Source organism: Microbacterium sp. K35 (genome assembly GCF_004794375.1).
In the GTDB taxonomy this organism is placed as follows: domain Bacteria; phylum Actinomycetota; class Actinomycetes; order Actinomycetales; family Microbacteriaceae; genus Microbacterium; species Microbacterium sufflavum.
The window spans coordinates 1-17080 of the sequence record NZ_SSDM01000360.1 but is presented as its reverse complement, the minus strand read 5'-3'; the positions used below and the strand labels follow the sequence as shown (position 1 = coordinate 17080).

Annotated in this window: 19 protein-coding genes and 1 tRNA gene; 3 read left to right on the top strand and 17 right to left on the bottom strand. The window is 71.1% G+C overall.

Translation table 11 applies throughout. The annotated features are described in order from the left end of the window. The coding region (locus tag DW299_RS19210) for a hypothetical protein (protein ID WP_168443154.1) at positions 1 to 237 on the top strand (237 nt) is incomplete at its 5' end. Between the two features lie 15 nt (positions 238 to 252). Here DW299_RS19210 and trhO read toward each other — a convergent pair. From trhO to mpaB, 12 genes are all read right to left on the bottom strand, one after another. Next, on the bottom strand, positions 253 to 1158 hold the full coding sequence (trhO, locus tag DW299_RS14845; protein ID WP_136037039.1) for an oxygen-dependent tRNA uridine(34) hydroxylase TrhO: 906 nt from the start codon (positions 1156 to 1158) through the stop codon (positions 253 to 255). A gap of 48 nt (positions 1159 to 1206) precedes the next feature. Further along, positions 1207 to 1941 (bottom strand): hypothetical protein, encoded by a 735-nt coding sequence (locus tag DW299_RS14840; RefSeq protein WP_136034234.1) that lies wholly within the window; start codon positions 1939 to 1941, stop codon positions 1207 to 1209. Further along, entirely contained in the window at positions 1938 to 2666 is a 729-nt protein-coding gene (locus DW299_RS14835; RefSeq protein WP_136037038.1) for an ABC transporter permease, read from the bottom strand. The genes DW299_RS14840 and DW299_RS14835 overlap by 4 nt, the downstream gene beginning before the upstream one ends. Then, positions 2663 to 3385 carry an ATP-binding cassette domain-containing protein gene (locus DW299_RS14830; RefSeq protein ID WP_136034221.1) on the bottom strand — a complete coding sequence of 241 codons (723 nt, stop codon included), beginning with the start codon at positions 3383 to 3385 and terminating at the stop codon, positions 2663 to 2665. Before DW299_RS14830 ends, DW299_RS14835 begins: the two co-directional genes overlap by 4 nt. A gap of 7 nt (positions 3386 to 3392) precedes the next feature. After that, the gene (gene mpaP / locus DW299_RS14825) at positions 3393 to 4991 is read right to left on the bottom strand and encodes a daptide biosynthesis intramembrane metalloprotease (RefSeq protein WP_136037037.1); all 1599 of its coding nucleotides are present in this window, start codon (positions 4989 to 4991) and stop codon (positions 3393 to 3395) included. Between the two features lie 58 nt (positions 4992 to 5049). Continuing rightward, positions 5050 to 5877 (bottom strand): daptide-type RiPP biosynthesis methyltransferase, encoded by an 828-nt coding sequence (gene mpaM / locus DW299_RS14820; protein ID WP_136034218.1) that lies wholly within the window; start codon positions 5875 to 5877, stop codon positions 5050 to 5052. 61 nt (positions 5878 to 5938) lie between these two features. Continuing rightward, on the bottom strand, positions 5939 to 6058 hold the full coding sequence (gene mpaA3, locus DW299_RS19675) for an MpaA3 family daptide-type RiPP (RefSeq protein ID WP_308194330.1): 120 nt from the start codon (positions 6056 to 6058) through the stop codon (positions 5939 to 5941). 36 nt (positions 6059 to 6094) lie between these two features. Further along, complete coding sequence (gene mpaA2, locus DW299_RS19645) at positions 6095 to 6220, bottom strand: MpaA2 family daptide-type RiPP (RefSeq protein ID WP_275090548.1); 126 nt, start codon at positions 6218 to 6220, stop codon at positions 6095 to 6097. Between the two features lie 38 nt (positions 6221 to 6258). Next, complete coding sequence (gene mpaA1 / locus DW299_RS19640) at positions 6259 to 6393, bottom strand: MpaA1 family daptide-type RiPP (RefSeq protein WP_275090549.1); 135 nt, start codon at positions 6391 to 6393, stop codon at positions 6259 to 6261. After that, positions 6377 to 7516 (bottom strand): daptide-type RiPP biosynthesis dehydogenase, encoded by a 1140-nt coding sequence (mpaC, locus tag DW299_RS14815; protein WP_240745419.1) that lies wholly within the window; start codon positions 7514 to 7516, stop codon positions 6377 to 6379. Before mpaC ends, mpaA1 begins: the two co-directional genes overlap by 17 nt. Before the next feature lie 59 nt (positions 7517 to 7575). Continuing rightward, entirely contained in the window at positions 7576 to 8835 is a 1260-nt protein-coding gene (gene mpaD, locus DW299_RS14810) for a daptide-type RiPP biosynthesis aminotransferase (protein WP_136037035.1), read from the bottom strand. Further along, complete coding sequence (gene mpaB / locus DW299_RS14805) at positions 8832 to 9863, bottom strand: daptide biosynthesis RiPP recognition protein (protein ID WP_136037034.1); 1032 nt, start codon at positions 9861 to 9863, stop codon at positions 8832 to 8834. The genes mpaD and mpaB overlap by 4 nt, the downstream gene beginning before the upstream one ends. 193 nt (positions 9864 to 10056) lie before the next feature. On the opposite strand from mpaB, the gene DW299_RS14800 reads away from it, so the two are divergent. Beyond that, positions 10057 to 10144 (top strand) — tRNA-Ser (locus DW299_RS14800). 166 nt (positions 10145 to 10310) lie between these two features. Here the strand turns inward: DW299_RS14800 and DW299_RS14795 are convergent. The 5 genes from DW299_RS14795 to DW299_RS14775 form a co-directional block, all read right to left on the bottom strand. Next, complete coding sequence (locus tag DW299_RS14795; protein ID WP_205814415.1) at positions 10311 to 10928, bottom strand: GNAT family N-acetyltransferase; 618 nt, start codon at positions 10926 to 10928, stop codon at positions 10311 to 10313. Between the two features lie 20 nt (positions 10929 to 10948). Beyond that, on the bottom strand, positions 10949 to 11593 hold the full coding sequence (locus tag DW299_RS14790) for a phosphatase PAP2 family protein (RefSeq protein ID WP_206252914.1): 645 nt from the start codon (positions 11591 to 11593) through the stop codon (positions 10949 to 10951). A gap of 30 nt (positions 11594 to 11623) precedes the next feature. Then, positions 11624 to 12994 carry a multidrug effflux MFS transporter gene (locus tag DW299_RS14785; protein WP_446724803.1) on the bottom strand — a complete coding sequence of 457 codons (1371 nt, stop codon included), beginning with the start codon at positions 12992 to 12994 and terminating at the stop codon, positions 11624 to 11626. Between the two features lie 156 nt (positions 12995 to 13150). Continuing rightward, positions 13151 to 14302, bottom strand: a complete 1152-nt coding sequence (locus DW299_RS14780) for a cystathionine gamma-synthase (protein ID WP_136034209.1) — start codon at positions 14300 to 14302, stop codon at positions 13151 to 13153. A gap of 54 nt (positions 14303 to 14356) precedes the next feature. Then, on the bottom strand, positions 14357 to 15733 hold the full coding sequence (locus DW299_RS14775; RefSeq protein WP_136037033.1) for a cystathionine beta-synthase: 1377 nt from the start codon (positions 15731 to 15733) through the stop codon (positions 14357 to 14359). 163 nt (positions 15734 to 15896) lie between these two features. Between DW299_RS14775 and DW299_RS14770 the strand changes: the two genes are divergently transcribed. Continuing rightward, positions 15897 to 16895 carry a glycerophosphodiester phosphodiesterase family protein gene (locus tag DW299_RS14770; protein ID WP_136037032.1) on the top strand — a complete coding sequence of 333 codons (999 nt, stop codon included), beginning with the start codon at positions 15897 to 15899 and terminating at the stop codon, positions 16893 to 16895. The last annotated feature ends 185 nt before the right edge of the window (positions 16896 to 17080 follow it).

Below are 17080 nucleotides of genomic sequence, written 5' to 3'. Positions count from 1 at the left end.
GCCCTCGCGCGCGACCGTGGCGCGGACGCCACAGCCCTGCAGCGCCTCACCACCGCGGTCGAGCGCGCCAACTACGCCCGCCCCGGCGCACAGGGGACCGACGATCTCGCGGAACCCCTGCGTGCGGTGCTGTCGAGCCTGCAGCACAGCGTCGACGGCCCGACCCGGGTGCGCGCGCGACTGCTGCCGCGGTCGCTGTACGCCCCGCGCGGAGCGGATGCGGCGCTGCTGGCCTGAGCGCCCCGCGGGTGATCAGGACGCGGCGGCCTCGGCGGGGTGCGCGGCACAGCGCACGGTGTCGCAGTCGTCGCACACGACGAACTGCGCACGGCACGAGAGGTCGGGGCAGTTCGCGGTGCGCTTGGTCGCGGCGCCGCAGCCCGCGCAGCGACCGATCACCCGGGCGTGATCGCTGAAGTCGACGGAACCCCGGCCGTCGAACACGTACAGCGAGCCGTCCCACAGTCCGTCGTCGCCGAACTTCTCGCCGTAGCGCACGATGCCGCCCTCGAGCTGGTACACCTCGCCGAACCCGCGGGCCGTCATCAGGCTCGACAGCACCTCGCAGCGGATGCCACCCGTGCAGTACGTCACGACGGGCTTGCCCTTCAGGTCGTCGTAGACCCCGGAGTCGAGCAGGTCCACGAAGTCGCGCGTGGTCTCGGTGGCGGGCACGACCGCGCCGCGGAAGCGCCCGATCTGCGCCTCGAGCGCGTTGCGACCGTCGAAGAACACGACCTCCTCGCCGCGCTCGGCCACGAGCTCGTGCAGCTGTTCCGGGGTGAGTCGCGCTCCGCCGCCGACGACGCCGTGCTCGTCCACGCGCAACTCGCCGGGCGCCCCGAACGACACGATCTCGTCGCGCACCTTCACGCTCAGCTTCGGGAAGTCGAGGCTGCGGCCGTGCTCGTCCAGCCCTGTGCCCTCGCTCCACTTGAGGTCGACGTCGCGGAACGGCGCGTACGACCGGAACGAGCGCGCCCACTTCTTGAGTGCGGGGAGGTCGCCACCGAGGGTGCCGTTGATGCCGTCCTTCGAGATCAGCAGTCGTCCCCGCAGTCCCAGCGCCTCGCCGAGGTCGCGCTGCCACACCCGTATCGCCTCGGGATCGGCGAGCGGGGTGAAGGCGTAGAAGAGGACGATCTTGGGGGTTGCCACCCCGGAATCCTACGTCGCCGACCTGACCGCGGCCGGGGTCAGAGGCGGTCACGTGACGTCGCGGCTCAGGAACGCGAGGCTCCCCCCGCCGACGGCCGCGAGCACCCAGGCCGCCGTCAGCCCGGCCGGGAGAAGGCCGTACAGCTGATCGCCCGTGGAGAGCCCGACGGCGGTCACGTCGAACCCGAGGGTCTGGAGGAACGCGAGCAGCGGAAGACTCGCGGCCCCGGCGCTCCAGAACAGCGCGACGAGCGTCGCGACCCCGAGCGACAGGGACGTGACGAAGAGCGCGACGAGGTGGGCCTGGACGATCATCCCGATCCCCACTCCCCACAGGCCGGCGACGGCACCGAGCGCGAGAGTGGCGCCCACCGCCGCTGCGTCCAGGGGAATGCCGCCCATCGTGGCCCACAGCACGACGTGGCCGCCGAGGAGTGCGACGAGCGCGACGGCCGCTCCCCCGATCGCCGACGTCGGCAGCCGGACCAGAAGGACCGCCCACCGCGGCAACAGCATCAGACGCTGCGCGATGACGCCGTCGCGCCGATCGACCGTGTACCGGAACGAGCCGTAGACCGCCGCGAGAACGGCCGCGGAGGTCGCCAGGACGGTGTGGAGCGGCGCGGTGAGGGTGTCACGGACACCGGCAGGGGCATCCGCGAGCTCTGAGGGAATGCTCGCCGCGAGCGGGAGCGAGATCACGAGCGCCGCCACCGCCGCACCGAGCAGCACGAGGTCGCCGCCGACGTCGCGCGCCTGCGCACGCAGAGCCCGACCGATCACGCGACGGCCCGGCGTCCTCGCGCCCACGCGATCCCGACCAGACCGCCCGTCCACACGAGCGCGACGCCCAGCGCCGGAAGGAGGTCGAGCAACCGCCCCTGATACGCGGGGGCTCCGATCGCGGCGAGGACCATGCCGGGCGAGTACCTCGCGACCTCCGGCGCCGTCCGCAGCAGCGCGAACTCCACGGCCAGCGGATAGGCGAGGAGGATCGCCGCCGTCACGTAGTAGTTCCGGGTGATCCAGCCGATCGCACCTCCGAGGAGAGCGCCGAGGACGGCGCCGACGAGCGCGCCTCCGTACATTCCCCAGGCGTCGTCGCCGAGGACGAAGGACTGCCCCTCCCGTGTCAGGAGGATCGCGGCGGCCGCCGTCCAGAGCACGCAGATGACGAGAGAGGTGCCGACGGCGACCAGCGCCCCCGCCACGAGCTTGCCCGCGAAGGCGCGCCGGAACCCCACGGCGACGAGGGTCCGGTCCATCGAGCCGTAGTAGTACTCGCGGGTGACGGTGTAGGCGCCCACGAACGCGGCCGAGAGGGCCGTCCAGGCGAGGGGCTGCAGAACCTGGAGTGTCGCGGCGGCGGGCTCGAGGCCCGCGAGGTCGAAGTGCGAGCCATCCGAGCAGAGAACGTACACCGGCAGCAGGACGGCGACCAGGAAGATCGCGAGCACGGAGAAGCCGCTCACCGAACGCAGCAGCTCGCTGCGAATCACCGACGTCACGCCGACACCCCCTCGATCAATTCGAAGTACCTGCTCTCCAGCGACTCGGCGTCGCTCGTGACGAGATCCCGCAGCGGCCCCGCGAACAGGGCGCGACGCTTGAGCACGACCACCTCATCGACCACCTGTTCGAGCTCGGGAAGCTGATGGCTCGCGATCAGCACCGTGCCGGCACGGTCGGCGAAGCTCCGTAAAAAGCCGCGAAGCCAACGAATGCCGTCCGGATCCAGCCCGTTCGCCGGCTCATCCAGGATCAGTGTCCGCGGCGAGCCGACGAGCGCGGTCGCCAAGCCCAGTCGCTGCGCCATCCCCGTCGAGTAGGTCTTGACGCGGCGGCGGGCGTCGGGCGCGAGTCCCACCTCGTCCAGCACCTCATCCACGCGCTGCGACGGAGCCCCCGCCGCCAGCCGGGCGATCTCCAGATGCCGTCGCCCCGTGATGCCCACCTCGAACCCGAACCCGTCCATGTGGACTCCGACGTGCGTCGCGGGGTTCTCCAGCGACGCGAACGGGCGGCCGTCGATGAGGCACTCCCCCTCCGTCGGTCGCAGCAGCCCGACGATCGCTCGGAGGGTGGTCGACTTACCCGCCCCGTTCGGGCCGAGCAGCCCGACGATCGACCCGCGCGGCACCCCGAATGAGAGCCCATCGACCGCCGCCCGATGGCCATACCTCTTGGTGAGCCCTCGGACCTCGATCGCCCGATCCTTCCTGTTCATCCTTCTCCTACCTTTCGTCCATGAGAGTCGACAACGGCTCGGTCACTCCCGCCGTCCAGAGCGCGTGCCACAGATCGGTCGTCCCCAGATGAGCACGCGCCTGCCCGGTGCCCGGCGGGGCTGGGTGGTCTGGGGATAACTCGACGACGCCGATACTCACCGCGGCGACGGAGACGTCGGGGGCGGACACCGGGACCAGCGCGTCCAACGGCACCGTCACCGGGGTCGGGGACCGATGCACGACCGTCCCGGTGCCGATCACCGCGCTCCCGAGGATCCCGCTGGTCATCAGGTCGACGCGGGTGCCGTCGGGGATTCCGGAAGCGCGTCCTCCTCCGGCCTGCACGAGCGACATCCGGCCGTCATGCGTCCAGAAGCCGAGCGTGACCGTGCGTGGCACGGGGATCAGGGCACCGGCGATGACGACAGCGCCGGTCATCACGGCGAGCACGGTCGCGAATCGGACTCGGGACACTCCGGCCCGGAGCACGCGCACGAGCGCCCGAAGCACGACCGTCAGCCCGGTGATCGCCACGATGACCTCCAGAGCGAGCGTGAGGACGGAGAGCACCGGGCCGCCCGCGGTACCCGCCTTCGCCACCCGTGCAACAGCGAGGAACACCAACACGCACGGCGTGAACAGGCTCGCCAGACCGAACGGCACGCTCCACCACCGCGGCACTCGCTTCTCCGACCGCGCACCCCCGAAGAGGAGCCGGACCAGGCGGTCCGAGGCATCGCGGATCGTGCGTTCGCGCAGATTCGGCTCGTCGAGAGCACTCATGAGCGCGATGTATCCGTCGAAGCGCACGAAGGGGATGAGATTGATCAGGACGATGAGGACGCACGAGACACCCGCCAGCAGCACGGCCTGACGAAGCTCGGACGGCGGGAGCGCGAGAGCGGCGACCAGAGCGACTCCGGCGGCCACCACGTGCACGGCTGGTCCGGCGAGGGCGACCGACACGCGTTGCCCACGGTCGCGGAGACGCCAGCCGTCCGTCACATCGACGAAGAACGCGGGAGCGAGATAGAAGATCATGAAACCGGCCCGACGGGGCGTGCCGCCGAAGCCGGTGAGTGTGAGGCCGTGGGCCGTCTCGTGGAGCAGGGTGAGCAGCCCGAGCACGATGACGGTGCCGAGGAGGGCGGCCAGCGGCACCGGTGTCACGACGACCCGGACGACATCCGCCGCCTGAAGAAGGGCGGCAACAGCCCCGAGCCCGGCCATGACGACGGGGATCAGCATCACCCTCTTGGGAAGCGACGGGAGCAGACGGTGCAACCGTCGGAAGAGCTCGGGCGCACGCAGGGTCGCGACCTGCAGGGTGAGCGGGGCACGATACGACAGCCGCCCCGGCGGGATTCTTCCTGCGCCCTCCAGCAATCCGCTTGCTCGGAAGCGCTCGACGAGTCGAAGGAAGCTCTCCGAGGACTCGGACGGTGCGAAGCGGGTGCGGAGGACGTGGAGCGGTGTCTCGCCGTCCATCGCCTCCAGCAGATCGACGACGGAGCGCGAGACCCGCGACGTCGGTACGCCGTGCACGGACGCGACCCACACCGCGTCCTCCCCGACACGTTCGAAGGAGACGTCTGCGGAGCGCACGGGACGGTCCTCGGCACCCAGCGGGGCGGTCCCGCGAAAGCGCTGCCGGTGGGGCGGCTCAGGCGACGGCATCGTCAGCCGCGATCGTCGTGGAGGAAACCGCGGACGTCGTCACCATCACGATCTCCGCACCCTGCGGAGACCGTACGGGAGAAACGTTCGGTTCCTCGAACCCGGCGTCCGCGATCTCACGGCAGATCTCATCCAGGCCGAGAACCTGCAGGCGGCTCGTGAACACCGTCACCCTTCCCCCCGGTACCAGATCGTCCGCGCGCAGCCAGTTCACGAGTCGGGCGGAGCCGTCGTCCTCGATCTGCTGGCTGAACAGATACCTCTCCGCGCCATCCGGCCCCGGAACCCAGATCTTCTCGGTCCTCGTCACGCGCAGTTCCGCTTCCGCGATGGCCCCCGCCAGCGTGAATGCGAAGAGACCGCCCGGAGCGAGGTGCCGCCGAACGGCGGCGTACAGCGCAGCGCGGTCTTCCCCGTTCAACAGGGTGAGAGAGGTGGCACCGAGGATGACCAGGCGGAAGCGTCGCGCGAGCGTGAAGTCGCGCATGTCCGCCACGACGCACTCCACGGCGGATTCCCCCGGGAGGACGTGCCGCACGAGGGCCAGCATGTCGGCCGACAGGTCGAGCGCGATCACGCGCCGGCCCGAGCGCACCAGAGGGATCGTGAGCCGTCCGCTTCCCGCCGCGAGGTCGAGGATCGGACCCTCGGTCTTCCGCGCGAGCGCGAGCACCTCCCGGATCTCGGCACGATCGGAGCCGACGAGCCGTTCGTAGAAGGTACTGCCCGCAGCCGCGTACAGGTCCTCCGGCACGGCGTGCGCGCCGACCGCGCGGAGCCGTGCGGCCACCGCCTCCGTGATCAGATCTGCCATTCGTCTTCGCCTTCCCGGTGTGAGCGGGCGCGGGCCCCCGCCTGCGGCCCGCACCCTTCTGTCAGGTGGCGATCGCCACCGCCCCGCCGATGATGGCGATGATGTAGCTGGCGTGCTCCCACCACTCCATCGGTGTGTCGAGTTGCTCGAGCTCCACGAACTCGATCGATGTCTTCTGCACTGTGCACCTCCTTGGGCACTCGTCCGAGTGCGTCTCCTACGTCAGAGCGAGGATCCCGATGATCACTCCGACGGCGAAACCCCGCATGAAGTCATCGCCGTCGTTGAGCGCGTCCATGGCCTCGAGTTCTGTGAACTCGAGCGTCGGCGTCGCAGCGTGCATGCTCACCTCCCTTCGCTCTCTCCCGCCGTCAAGTCAGATCACGTGGCCATCGCCGCGCCCGCACCGATGAGGATCAGAGCACCGATGACGCCCTTGTAGAAGCTGTCCCAGCTCGGGGCCTCCATGGGATCCAGCTCTTCGAATCGGATGCACGTGTCACTGCGTGGTTCCATCTCGTTCACCTCCTTCCTTCGTCGATCGTCCGGCTTTCGCCGCTGCGTTTCGGAGGCTCCATCTGCCGTCGCCCAGCACAGCGCGGAGGTCTCCCGCGTCGAGCCCGTGGAGCATCGGCCGACGCCCGCCCCACGACTGCTCGGCGGCCTCGGCGATGCTGTGCAGGAGCGCTGCGGCCGGCCGGGGCGGACTCGGAATCCGCCACCGCTCGAGCAGCGCGTCGATGCCGTCCGCCGGGTCGAGGGGAAGGGCCACCGCGTGAGCGACACGCGCCCAGAAATCCGCGAGACTCTCCCGGTCACCCCAGCGAGCGTCGCCCGCTCCGATTCGGCGCCAGACCGCGCCGATGACCGCCGCCGTCGCGACCATCTTGCGCACGCCCAGGTGAGAGGAAACCTCGTTCGCCAGATACCAGTGCCGCGCGCTGAAGGGATCGCCTCCACGCAGCGCCGCGCTGCGCTGCGTGGCTCCGCTCAGACGCGCGAGGCGCTGTCTCCCCGAGGGCGATCCGGCGTCGTGCGCCGCGGTCTCGAGCAGGGCCCTTCCGAGAGCGACGGCGTCGCTGTCGGCCCTCGGGCTTCGTTGGACGCTGGTCGCCGCACCCGCGATGCGCAGGAACGCCTCCAGCGCTCCCTCGCGCACCGCACCCGGGCTGAGGGTGGAGAAGTTCCACGGGTCGACCAGGGCGTGGCGGGGGCGGAGGGCGCGGCCGACGATCAGTCGAGAGCCCCGTTCGTTCGTGAGGATTCCGACGCCGTTCGTCTCCGACGAGGTCCCCAGCGTCGTCGGCACGGCCACGAGGTCGACGGGCGGGAGTGCGTCGGGCAGGACGGTGAGCGCGGACAGCCGCGCGTGCCCGATGGCGTAGTCGAGGAGATGACCCCGGGCCAGCGCGAGCGCGGCGATCTTGCCCGCGTCGAGGATGCTTCCACCTCCGACGGCCACCACCACCTCCGGCGGGCGGTCCATCATCTCGCGAGCGATCGCGACGACCGCTCTGACATCGGCGCGCCCGGTGTCGAGTGTCCGCGTGCGCACCGAGCGTCCGGTGGGAAGCGGGAGCACCGCGGCCGGATCTGCGATGACGAGCGCCTCACGCCCTGCCGTCAGCTGACGCGTCATCCGACGGGCGATCCCCGGTCCGTGCCAGAGAGTCGGAACGCGACCCGCGAATCCGCTGGTCATGAGAGCGCCCCACGTGCCTCGGCGAGGCCGGCGCGGACGGCGGTGTCGACCTCTCGCAGCTCCGGCGCGCCGAAACCGTACGCCGGGATCAGCTCGATCGCACTGGGCCCCGGATGCACGACGACACCGTGATCGGCGATCGCGGAGACGACCCGCAGGACGGCGGCTCCGGAGAGCTCCTGTCCGTGCTCGTCACGAAGGGCAAGCCCGACGAAACACCCGCGACCGGTGCTGTCGGCGATCAGCTGCTCCGTCTTCCACGACCGCACCAGGTTCTGCAGTTCGACGGCCAGCGCCTGTGTCGCCGACTCCACGTCGATACGACGCAGCTCATCGATCACGGCGAGGATCGCTGCCGCGCACATCGGGGTCCCCGCTTGCGTCTCCCCGTGCACGAACGTCCATCCGCCGTCTGTGAAGGCGACGGCGATCTCCCGCCCCACCAGGAGTGCGGCGGCCCCCATCGCACCGTTGGTCAACGCTTTCGACAGGATGAGCACGTCGGGTGCGGCGGGCCAGGTGTCGGTCGCGAACATCGTGCCCGTGCGGCCGAAACCCGTCGCGACCTCGTCGGCGACGACGAGGAAGCCGTACTCCTCGCGCAGGGCGAGAAGGCGATCGACGAACGCGTCGGAGAGCACGTGCGCGCCGCTGCCCAGGATCGGTTCCACGACGACCGAGGCCACCCGCGAGCCCTCCCGTGCCATCAGGGTCGCCAGCTCCTCACCGTCGTCGTGCGCCGACACGTGCCGCACGGAGCGGCGGTCGACGGCGTACACGGACTGCAGGAGATCGTCACCGCTCAGGGCGTGACTGCCGTACATCGTGCCGTGATAGCTGCCGCGGAGGCCGACGCTGATCGTCCGGTCCCGGCGCCCCTTCTGCGCCCAGTACTGGCGGACGAGTTTCATGGCTGCGTCGTTCGCCGCCCCGCCGGAGGTGGAGAAGATCACGCGGCGGTAGCGGAGCGAGCCGGCGAGGTCGATGAGAGCGTCCGCAGCGTGTTCGGCGTAGCGATGCGGAGCCCGGAAGAGGGAGAGATACGAGGCGTCGCGGCTCGCCCGACTCACGGCTTCGGCCACGGCAGGGTTGCCGAAGCCCAGCGGGACGTTCCACAGCCCGCTCGTCGCACAGAGCCGCGTCGAGCCGTCCGCGAAGGCAATCCGATGACCCGCGGCTCCGACCGCGACCCGGTCCGGCGTGAAGGTCGTGTCCGCCGGCAGCATCGAGGTCCAGAGGGCGTGCGGCGCGCTCACCGCACGGCTCCTGTCGTCGAGGACGAGTCGACGGCTCGCCGCCCGCAGTGCACGCCGAGCGCATCGATCGCTTCGAGGCAGAGCGAGAGCGCCTGGGACTTCGGCACCTCGAGCTGTCGCGCCACGCGCGCGGCCGCACTCTCCGTATCGCTGGACGTCTGCGTGACCGCCACGACCCTGGCCGTGTCGGGGGACAGCAGCTGCCGGCGCCGCGTCGTGAGATCCGCGAGCAGAAACCCGTTCCCCGTCTCGAGGAGAAGCGGATCGGCGGTCCGGGGTTCGGCATCGCAGAGCCCGTCGTCGAAGGGCGTCCAGCCGAAGCCCGCGATCGCCGCGTCGGTGCTCGCGAGGGAGAGGGTTCTCATCAGCTCCAGTGCCGTGAGGTATCGCCCGACCCAGCCCCGCGTGCGGAGGTCGTCGAGCACCCTGTCTCGGGGCATGACTCCGCCCACCAGGGCGGCCCCCGGCAGCGCTGCAGCGAGAAGAGACGGCAGCTCGGTGACCGCACCGACCACCTCGCCCTGCATGCCCGCCGAGACCCGCCCGTCGCTGCGGACGCGGACGGCACTCGGACGCATCAGCGCTACGGGAGAAGCGAGCGCGACGCGGTCCGCGAGGAGCACGCGGGCATCGAGCAGGGCGGCGGGAAACACGCCGGTGCGTCGAGCGAGCTCCGCATCGTCGAGGAATGCCCGCCAGCTCGTCTCATCGGAGAATCCGACGGCGATCGGTCCCACGATCTGTACGAAGGCCGCCGCGATGTAGTCCTGGCGCTCCACGCCGTGCGGGCCGAGGAACAGCTCATCGCCGACGTCGTCCCACCCACCCCCGTAGCGGATGACCTCGGCGTGGGTGTCGCACGGCTCGCTCCCATCCGGCAGGAAGACCGCGTCGCGGCGTTCGGCGGCCGCCAGGACCTGGTGGGCGGGGGCGTCCCGGTCCACGAAGAACACCCGCGAGTAATGATGGCGCTCACCGGTTATCCACTCGCGCAGAGCGCGCGCACCGATGATCTCATCGCCCGACATCAGGGCGTCCCTCTTTCTTGCGCTCGCATGATTCCCCCGGAGTGCGACCTCCCCAGTGTCGGTTGCGTCCTCACTTGAGGTTATACAGCACCCTGGTGAGGTGCAATATTACACATCTGCCTCTTCGGATGACGTCCCCGGGCCCGGTCACGCGCACCACATCGCATCGGATAGGATGGACAGGTTGTTCCCTGGTGACGTGTCCGAGCGGCCGAAGGAGCACGCTTGGAAAGCGTGTGTTGTGCAAGCAACCGCGGGTTCGAATCCCGCCGTCACCGCCAGAAAGCAGAAGGGTCTCCGCGCCAGCGGGGGCCCTTCTGGCTTTCTCCCGAGCATCGTGCGATTCGGGGAGGAGTGAGCGCAGCGAGCACCGGAGTCCCGCCGTCACCGCCAGAAACGAGAAGGCCCCCGCCGTTGCGGGGGCCTTCGTCGTCGAATGGGGAGGCGTCAGCGCGCCCCGGCCTCGTCGTCGAAGCGCACGCCGTAGGTGATGCCGCCGGGGGTCTCCGCGAGACGGGTCATGCCGAGCCGGTCGTAGAACGCCGCCGCACCCGCGTTGGCCGGATCCATGCCCAGGTGCAGGGCGGGCACACCGCGGCGGCGGAGCTCGTCGAACAGCGTCTCCACCAGGCGCCGCCCCATCCCCTGCCCCTGCGTCTCGGGCAGCAGGTCGATGTGCAGGTGGGCCGGGTACGCGGCGGCGTGCGGCTCGGCGCCGGGCTCGCGCGTGTAGGCATAGTCGATCAGGCGGCTCTCGCGTCCGTCCACGGCCTCGGGGCGCGGGTAGCGCTCGTGGAACGGAGGCCACCACACGTCGCGGAACCAGGCGTAGAACGCATCGGTGTCGTCGGTCGCGACGAGGTAGCCGATCGCCCGGCCGTCGTCTCCCTCCACGACCCACGCGAGGTCGGGGTGGCGCTCCACGTACGGCACGGCGAACAGCGCGCCCCACAGGTCGTCGTCCGACAGGATGCCGGTGGCGTCACCGCCGGCATCGGCGGTCTTGAGACAGATCTCGTACATCGCGGCACGGTCGGTGGGCCGGTAGGGGCGGATACGCGCCACGGAGCACTCCTCGGGTCGGGTCAGGTCTGGCTCAGCCTATCGGCGCGGGCCGCACGGTCCGCCACGTCGGCGCGCACCCACGGCAGCAGCCAGGCGGCGAGCGCCAGCACCACACCCGCACCGACGAGAGCACCGCCGAGCGTGTCCGTCGCCCAGTGCACCGACAGGAACGTGCGCGACAGCGCCATCGCCAGCACCCAGACCGCTCCGGCGATCGCCGTCCAGACGCGGGGGAAGAGGACCCAGACGACCACCGCGATGGTCGCGGCGTTCGCGGTGTGCCCGGACGGGAAGGAGCCGTAGTCGCTCACCACGAGCATGTCGTCGGGACGAGCGCGCCCGAAGATGTTCTTCAGCAGCTGCACCGCTCCGGCACTCGCGAGGAAGCAGATCGCTGCGAACAGCGCCCCTCGCCAGCGCCGCAGCAGCAGGAGGATCAGGATCGCCAGGAGCGGGACCCCGAGGATGGCGACCCAGCCGCCGCCGATCCAGTTCAGCACCAGGGCGAAGTCGAGCATCCAGTCGGCACGGATGCGCACGATCGTCTCGTTCCACCACCGGTCGAACCCGAAGGTCTGCGGGGAGGTGAGCACGACGACCGCGCCCAGTGCGGTGGCCAGGAGCAGGCAGGCGACGCCCCACCAGAGCAGCATCCGTCGATTCATCGTCCTATTCTGACCGATGCTCGTGCGACCTCAGGGCGTCAGCATGCCGACGGTGCGCGGGCGCACCACGAACCACAGGGCGAGGATGCCCACCGCGGCGCAGCCCACCATGACCGAGGCCATGGTGGTCGCGGTGATCCCCGCGTCCTGCGAGATCCAGCCCACCAGCGGCGAGATGAGCCCCGCGACGCCGAAGTTCGTCGCGCCGATGATCGACGCGGCGGTGCCTGCGGCCTTGCCGTGACGGTCGAGCGCGAGCACCTGCACGTTCGGGAACGTGAAGCCGCAGGCGGTCATGAACACGAACAGCGGGATCACGGTCCCCCACAGGCCGAGGCCGAGCTGGTCGGTGATGACGATGGCGGAGGCGGCGAGCAGCAGCACCGCAGTGGAGTACGCCATGACCCACTGCGGCCCGAAGCGCGCGGCGAGGCGCGACGCGGTCTGCACGCCGATCACGACGCCGAGGGAGTTCACCGCGAACAGCAGCCCGTACTGCTGCGGGTCGAGCCCGTGCGTCACCTGGAACAGGAACGGCGACGCCGACAGGTACGAGAACAGGCCGGAGAACGTCATGCCGCCGATCACGAGCACCCCGAGGAACACCCGGTCGGTCAGCACGGACCGGTACCGCTCGCGCATGGTCGCGCCACCGGGGTCCTTGCGTCGCGCGACCGGGAGGGTCTCCCGGATGAACAGCACCGTCGACACGAGCATCACCACGCCGTAGGCCGCGAGCACGCCGAAGATCCCGCGCCAGGGCATGAGCGTCAGCAGCCACGAGCCGATCAGCGGCGCGATCACGGGTGCCACGCCGGACACGAGCGCGAGCCGCGAGAGCATCACCACCAGGCGTCGCCCGCCGAACAGGTCGCGCACCACGGCCATCGCGACCACACCGCCCGCCGCGGCGCCGATGCCCATCAGCACCCGGGCGGCACCGAGCAGCGGCAGGTCGGGGGCGAACGCGGCACCGAGGCTGGCCAGCACGTGCAGCGCGGTCACGACGATGAGCGGAGTGCGGCGGCCGATCTTGTCGCTGAGCGGTCCGACGATGAGCTGACCGAGCGCGAAGCCGATCATGGTGCCGGTCAGGGTGAGCTGGATCGCGGCGGCCGTGGTCTGGAAGTCCTCCTCCAGCACGGGGAACGCGGGCAGGTAGAGGTCGATCGTGAACGGCCCGAGGGCCGTGAGGGCTCCGAGCAGGATGATCGTGAGCGTGCGATGTCCGAGCGGGATCGCGTCGCCGGGGTGCAGCATGATCGGCGCGGTGGCCGGGTTCGATCCGAGCGTGCGGATGGCGCCGGTGGGCGACGAGGTGCGGATGCTGCCGGTCGCGGTGCGTTCGGGCCCGGGCCCGGGGGTGGTCGGAGTGCTGTCGGTGCGAGGGGCGTCGGACACGAGGTCCTTCCAGAATCGGCGGAGCGTGGTCGAATCGATTCGGCCAGGGGAACCCTTCATGCTACCGTCGCCGCCTCGTCCAGCGGGACGGCAAACGCACCCCCGGAGCGCTCCGGGGGTGCGTCGTCGATCCCGTACGGGGAGTGCTGAGGCCGGTCAGCCGAGGCGCGCGAGGCCCTCCTCGAGATCCGCGATCAGGTCCGCGACGTCCTCGATGCCGACCGACAGCCGCACCACGTTCTCGGGCACCGCGAGCTCGGTCCCGCGCACCGAGGCGTGCGTCATCTCCGGCGGGTAGCCGATCAGCGACTCGACCCCGCCGAGCGACTCGGCCAGCTGGAACACGCTCGTGCTCTCCGCGAACGACCGCGCCGCCTCGGCACCGGCCGCGAGCCCGAGCGACAGCATGCCGCCGAAGCCGCTCATCTGCCGCGCCGCCACCGCGTGACCCGGGTGCGACGACAGGCCGGGGTAGTACACCTCGGCGAACTCCGGTCGCGCGGCCGCCCACTCCGCGATCGCCTGGGCGTTCTCGGAGTGCTGCCGCATGCGCACCGCGAGGGTCTTGATGCCGCGGGTGGTGAGCCAGGCGTCCAGCGGCGCCGAGACCGCACCCACCGCGAACTGCTGGAACTTGACCGGCTCCACGAAGCGGTCGTCGCCGAACACCACGGCCCCGCCGAGCACATCGGAGTGCCCGCCGAGGTACTTCGTGGTGGAGTGCACGACCAGGTCGGCGCCGAGCGCCAGCGGCTGCTGCAGCGCGGGCGACGCGAACGTGTTGTCCACCACCACGAGCACCCCGGCCGCGTGGGCGATCTCGACGATCAGCGCGATGTCGACCACCTTCAGCAGCGGGTTGCTCGGCGTCTCCAGCCAGACGATCCGCGTCTCGGGGCGGATCGCCGCCCGGAGAGCATCCGGGTCGGACAGCTCGGCGGTCGTGGTGACGATGCCCCACGGCGCCAGCACCTTCGTCAGCAGACGGTAGGTCCCGCCGTAGACGTCGTTGCCGAGCAGCACGTGGTCGCCCGGCTTCAGGATGCCGCGCAGCAGCGCATCCTCCGCGGCGAGCCCCGACGCGAACGACAGCGCGCTCACGCCGCCCTCCAGAGCCGCGAGCTGCGTCTCCAGCGACGACCGCGTCGGGTTGCCCGCGCGGTTGTACTCGTAGCCGTCGCGGAAGCCGCCGATGCCGTCCTGCACGTGGGTCGAGGACTGATAGATCGGCGGGATGATCGCCCCGGTGGTCGGGTCGGGCGCTTGGCCCGCGTGAATGGCTCGGGTGGCGAAGGCGTGCTCGGACATGCCCTCAGCCTACGACCGGGCTTCGCGCGTCGACGGCCCCTGTTACGCCCCGCGTCAGCGCGACAGGTACGCCAGCAGGTCCTGCCGGGTGAGCACCGTGTGCGGCTTGCCGTCTTCCGTCACCAGCAGCGCGTCGGCCTCGGCGAGGGCCGCCCTGGCCTGCGCGACCGGCGCGTGGATGCCGACCAGCGGCAGCCGCTCCCCCACGTGCGCACCGACCGCATCGCTGGGCTCGGCGTCGCCGCGGAACAGCAGGTCGAGCAGGCCCTTCTCGTCGACGGAGCCCACGACCTCGCCCATCATCACGGGTGGCTCGGCGCTCAGCACGACGAGCTGCGACACGTCGTACTCCGTCATCATGCGGATCGCCTCCAGCACGGTGTCGGTGGGATGCGCGTGGACGAGGTCGGGCAGCCCGTGTCCCGTCCGCGACGGGCGGGCGGCCAGCACGTCCGCGACCGTCTCGCCCTCCTCCACCTCGCTGAAGCCGTACGAGCGCATCCAGCCGTCGTTGAAGATCTTTCCGAGGTAGCCGCGCCCCCCGTCGGGCAGCAGCACGACCATCACCGCCTCCGCGGGCAGGTCGCGGGCCACCCGCAGGGCGCCGACCACGGCCATGCCGCTCGACCCGCCGACGAGGATGCCCTCCTCGCGCGCCAGCCGTCGCGTCATCGCGAAGGCCTCGGCGTCGCTCACGGCCACGATCTCGTGCGGCACGGAGGGGTCGTAGGCGCCGGGCCAGATGTCCTCCCCCACGCCTTCGACCAGGTACGGCCGCCCGGTGCCTCCGCTGTAGACGCTGCCCTCTGGATCGACGCCGACGATGCGCACGCGGCCGTCCGACACCTCGCGCAGGTAGCGGCCCGTGCCCGTGATGGTGCCGCCCGTGCCCACTCCGGCGACGAAGTGCGTGACCGCGCCCTCGGTGTCGCGCCAGATCTCCGGCCCGGTCGTCTCGTAGTGGCTGCGCGGACCGTTCGGGTTCTCGTACTGGTTCGGCTTGAACGCCCCGGGGATCTCCCGCGCCAGCCGGTCGCTCACGCTGTAGTACGACTCGGGGCTGTCGGCGGCGACCGAGGTGGGCGTGACCACGACCTCGGCCCCGTACGCGCGGAGCACGTCGATCTTGTCCTCGCCGACCTTGTCCGGCACGACGAACACGCACCGGTAGCCGCGCTGCTGGGCGACCAGGGCGAGGCCCACCCCGGTGTTGCCGCTGGTGGGCTCGACGATCGTGCCGCCGGGGGCGAGGTCGCCGTTGGCCTCGGCCGCGTCGATGATCCGGGTCGCGATGCGGTCCTTCGCCGACCCGCCGGGGTTGAGGTACTCGAGCTTGACGAGCACCGTGCACGCGATGCCCTCCGTGACGCGCTGGAGCTTCACGAGGGGCGTGTCGCCGACCAGGTCGACGATCGATTCTGCGTAGGCCATGAGCCCAGAATACGGCGGCACCACGGCGCCCACGCGGGTGTGACGACGCCGACGAGCTGCCCGTCGTGGCGGGTATACCGGGTGATCGCCGCTGCGATGCTAGCCTGCCCGCGCGGCGGGGAGTCCATCGGAAGCGGCGGGGACCCCGTGAAGGAGCACCACCATGTCCATCCGACCATCGAGCCCCTGGATCCGCGCCGCCGCCGCCCTGGCCCTCGGCTGCCTCCTGCCGCTCGCCGCGGCCACCGGCGAACAGGCTCTCGCCGCGAGCGGGTCCCCCGCGCGACCGGCCACCCGCGACGCCGGCACCTCCCCCGACCGTCATCGCCACGAGCCGCTCATCATCGCCCATCGCGCGGGCACGGCCGACTACCCCGAGAACACCCTGGAGGGCATCCGCGGCTCGCTCGACGACGGCGCCGACGGACTCTGGCTCACGGTGCAGCTGTCGAAGGACGGCGTGCCGGTGCTGTACCGCCCGGTCGACCTCGCCGCGAACACCGACGGCACCGGCACGGTCGCGGAGCACACCGCCGACGAGCTGACCGGGTTGAACGCCGGCTGGAACTTCCACCCCCGCGGCAGCACCGACACGCCCTACCGCTCGGGTGCGGCACTGCTGCCCACCCTCCGCCGGGCGCTGGCCGAGGTGCCGGCGGATCGACTGCTGTTCCTCGACCTCAAGCAGGCGAACCCGGAGCCGCTCGTGCAGGCCGTGCTCGCCGTGCTGCGCGAGACCCGTCGCACGGCGAACACGGTCGTGTACTCCACCGACGCGGTAGCGAGCGGCGCGGCCAGGGCGGCCGGAGACGTGCAGGTCGCCGAGGACCGCGACCTCACGCGCGAGCGGCTGCTCGAGATCGCCCTGGCCCACCACTGCGACGCGCCTCCGGCCGCGGGGACGTGGATGGCGTTCGAGGACCGGCGGACGGTCGCCGTGAGCGAGACGTTCACCTCAGGCACCGCGACGACCGAGGTGGAGGTGACGCCGTGGGACCGCGAGTCGGTCGCGTGTCTCGACCCGAAGGACCGCGTGAACCTGATGGTGATCGGCGTGACGGACGCGGAGCGGTACCGCGAGCTCGGTCGCCTGGGCATCGACGCCGTGCTGGTCGACTCTCCCCGCGACGCGGTGGCGTGGCGAGACGGCCGCTCCCGCTGAACCGGCACGGGTATGACCGAAGGGGCCGGGCACCTGGTGGTGTCCGGCCCCTCCGTGTGCCCCCTCGGCTTCGGCTTCTGTTCCTCCTCACGACCGCGGCGGGTGCCGCGGCGCGTGTCCGTGGCGGGTTATCGCGGCATGGTGAGTGCGGCGTCGAAGGTGAGATCGGGTGTGCCGCGGTAGTT

Bases quoted from the DNA above. Each gene is read 5' to 3' on its own strand.
- mpaC (WP_240745419.1), bottom strand. From the start codon at position 7,516: ATGACGCGTCAGCTGACGGCAGGGCGTGAGGCGCTCGTCATCGCAGAT.
- DW299_RS14775 (WP_136037033.1), bottom strand. From the start codon at position 15,733: ATGGCCTACGCAGAATCGATCGTCGACCTGGTCGGCGACACGCCCCTC.
- DW299_RS14830 (WP_136034221.1), bottom strand. From the start codon at position 3,385: ATGAACAGGAAGGATCGGGCGATCGAGGTCCGAGGGCTCACCAAGAGG.
- mpaB (WP_136037034.1), bottom strand. From the start codon at position 9,863: ATGTCGGGCGATGAGATCATCGGTGCGCGCGCTCTGCGCGAGTGGATA.
- mpaA2 (WP_275090548.1), bottom strand. From the start codon at position 6,220: ATGCACGCTGCGACGCCGACGCTCGAGTTCACAGAACTCGAGGCCATG.
- DW299_RS14770 (WP_136037032.1), top strand. From the start codon at position 15,897: ATGTCCATCCGACCATCGAGCCCCTGGATCCGCGCCGCCGCCGCCCTG.
- mpaM (WP_136034218.1), bottom strand. From the start codon at position 5,877: ATGGCAGATCTGATCACGGAGGCGGTGGCCGCACGGCTCCGCGCGGTC.
- mpaA1 (WP_275090549.1), bottom strand. From the start codon at position 6,393: ATGGAACCACGCAGTGACACGTGCATCCGATTCGAAGAGCTGGATCCC.
- DW299_RS14780 (WP_136034209.1), bottom strand. From the start codon at position 14,302: ATGTCCGAGCACGCCTTCGCCACCCGAGCCATTCACGCGGGCCAAGCG.
- DW299_RS14790 (WP_206252914.1), bottom strand. From the start codon at position 11,593: ATGAATCGACGGATGCTGCTCTGGTGGGGCGTCGCCTGCCTGCTCCTG.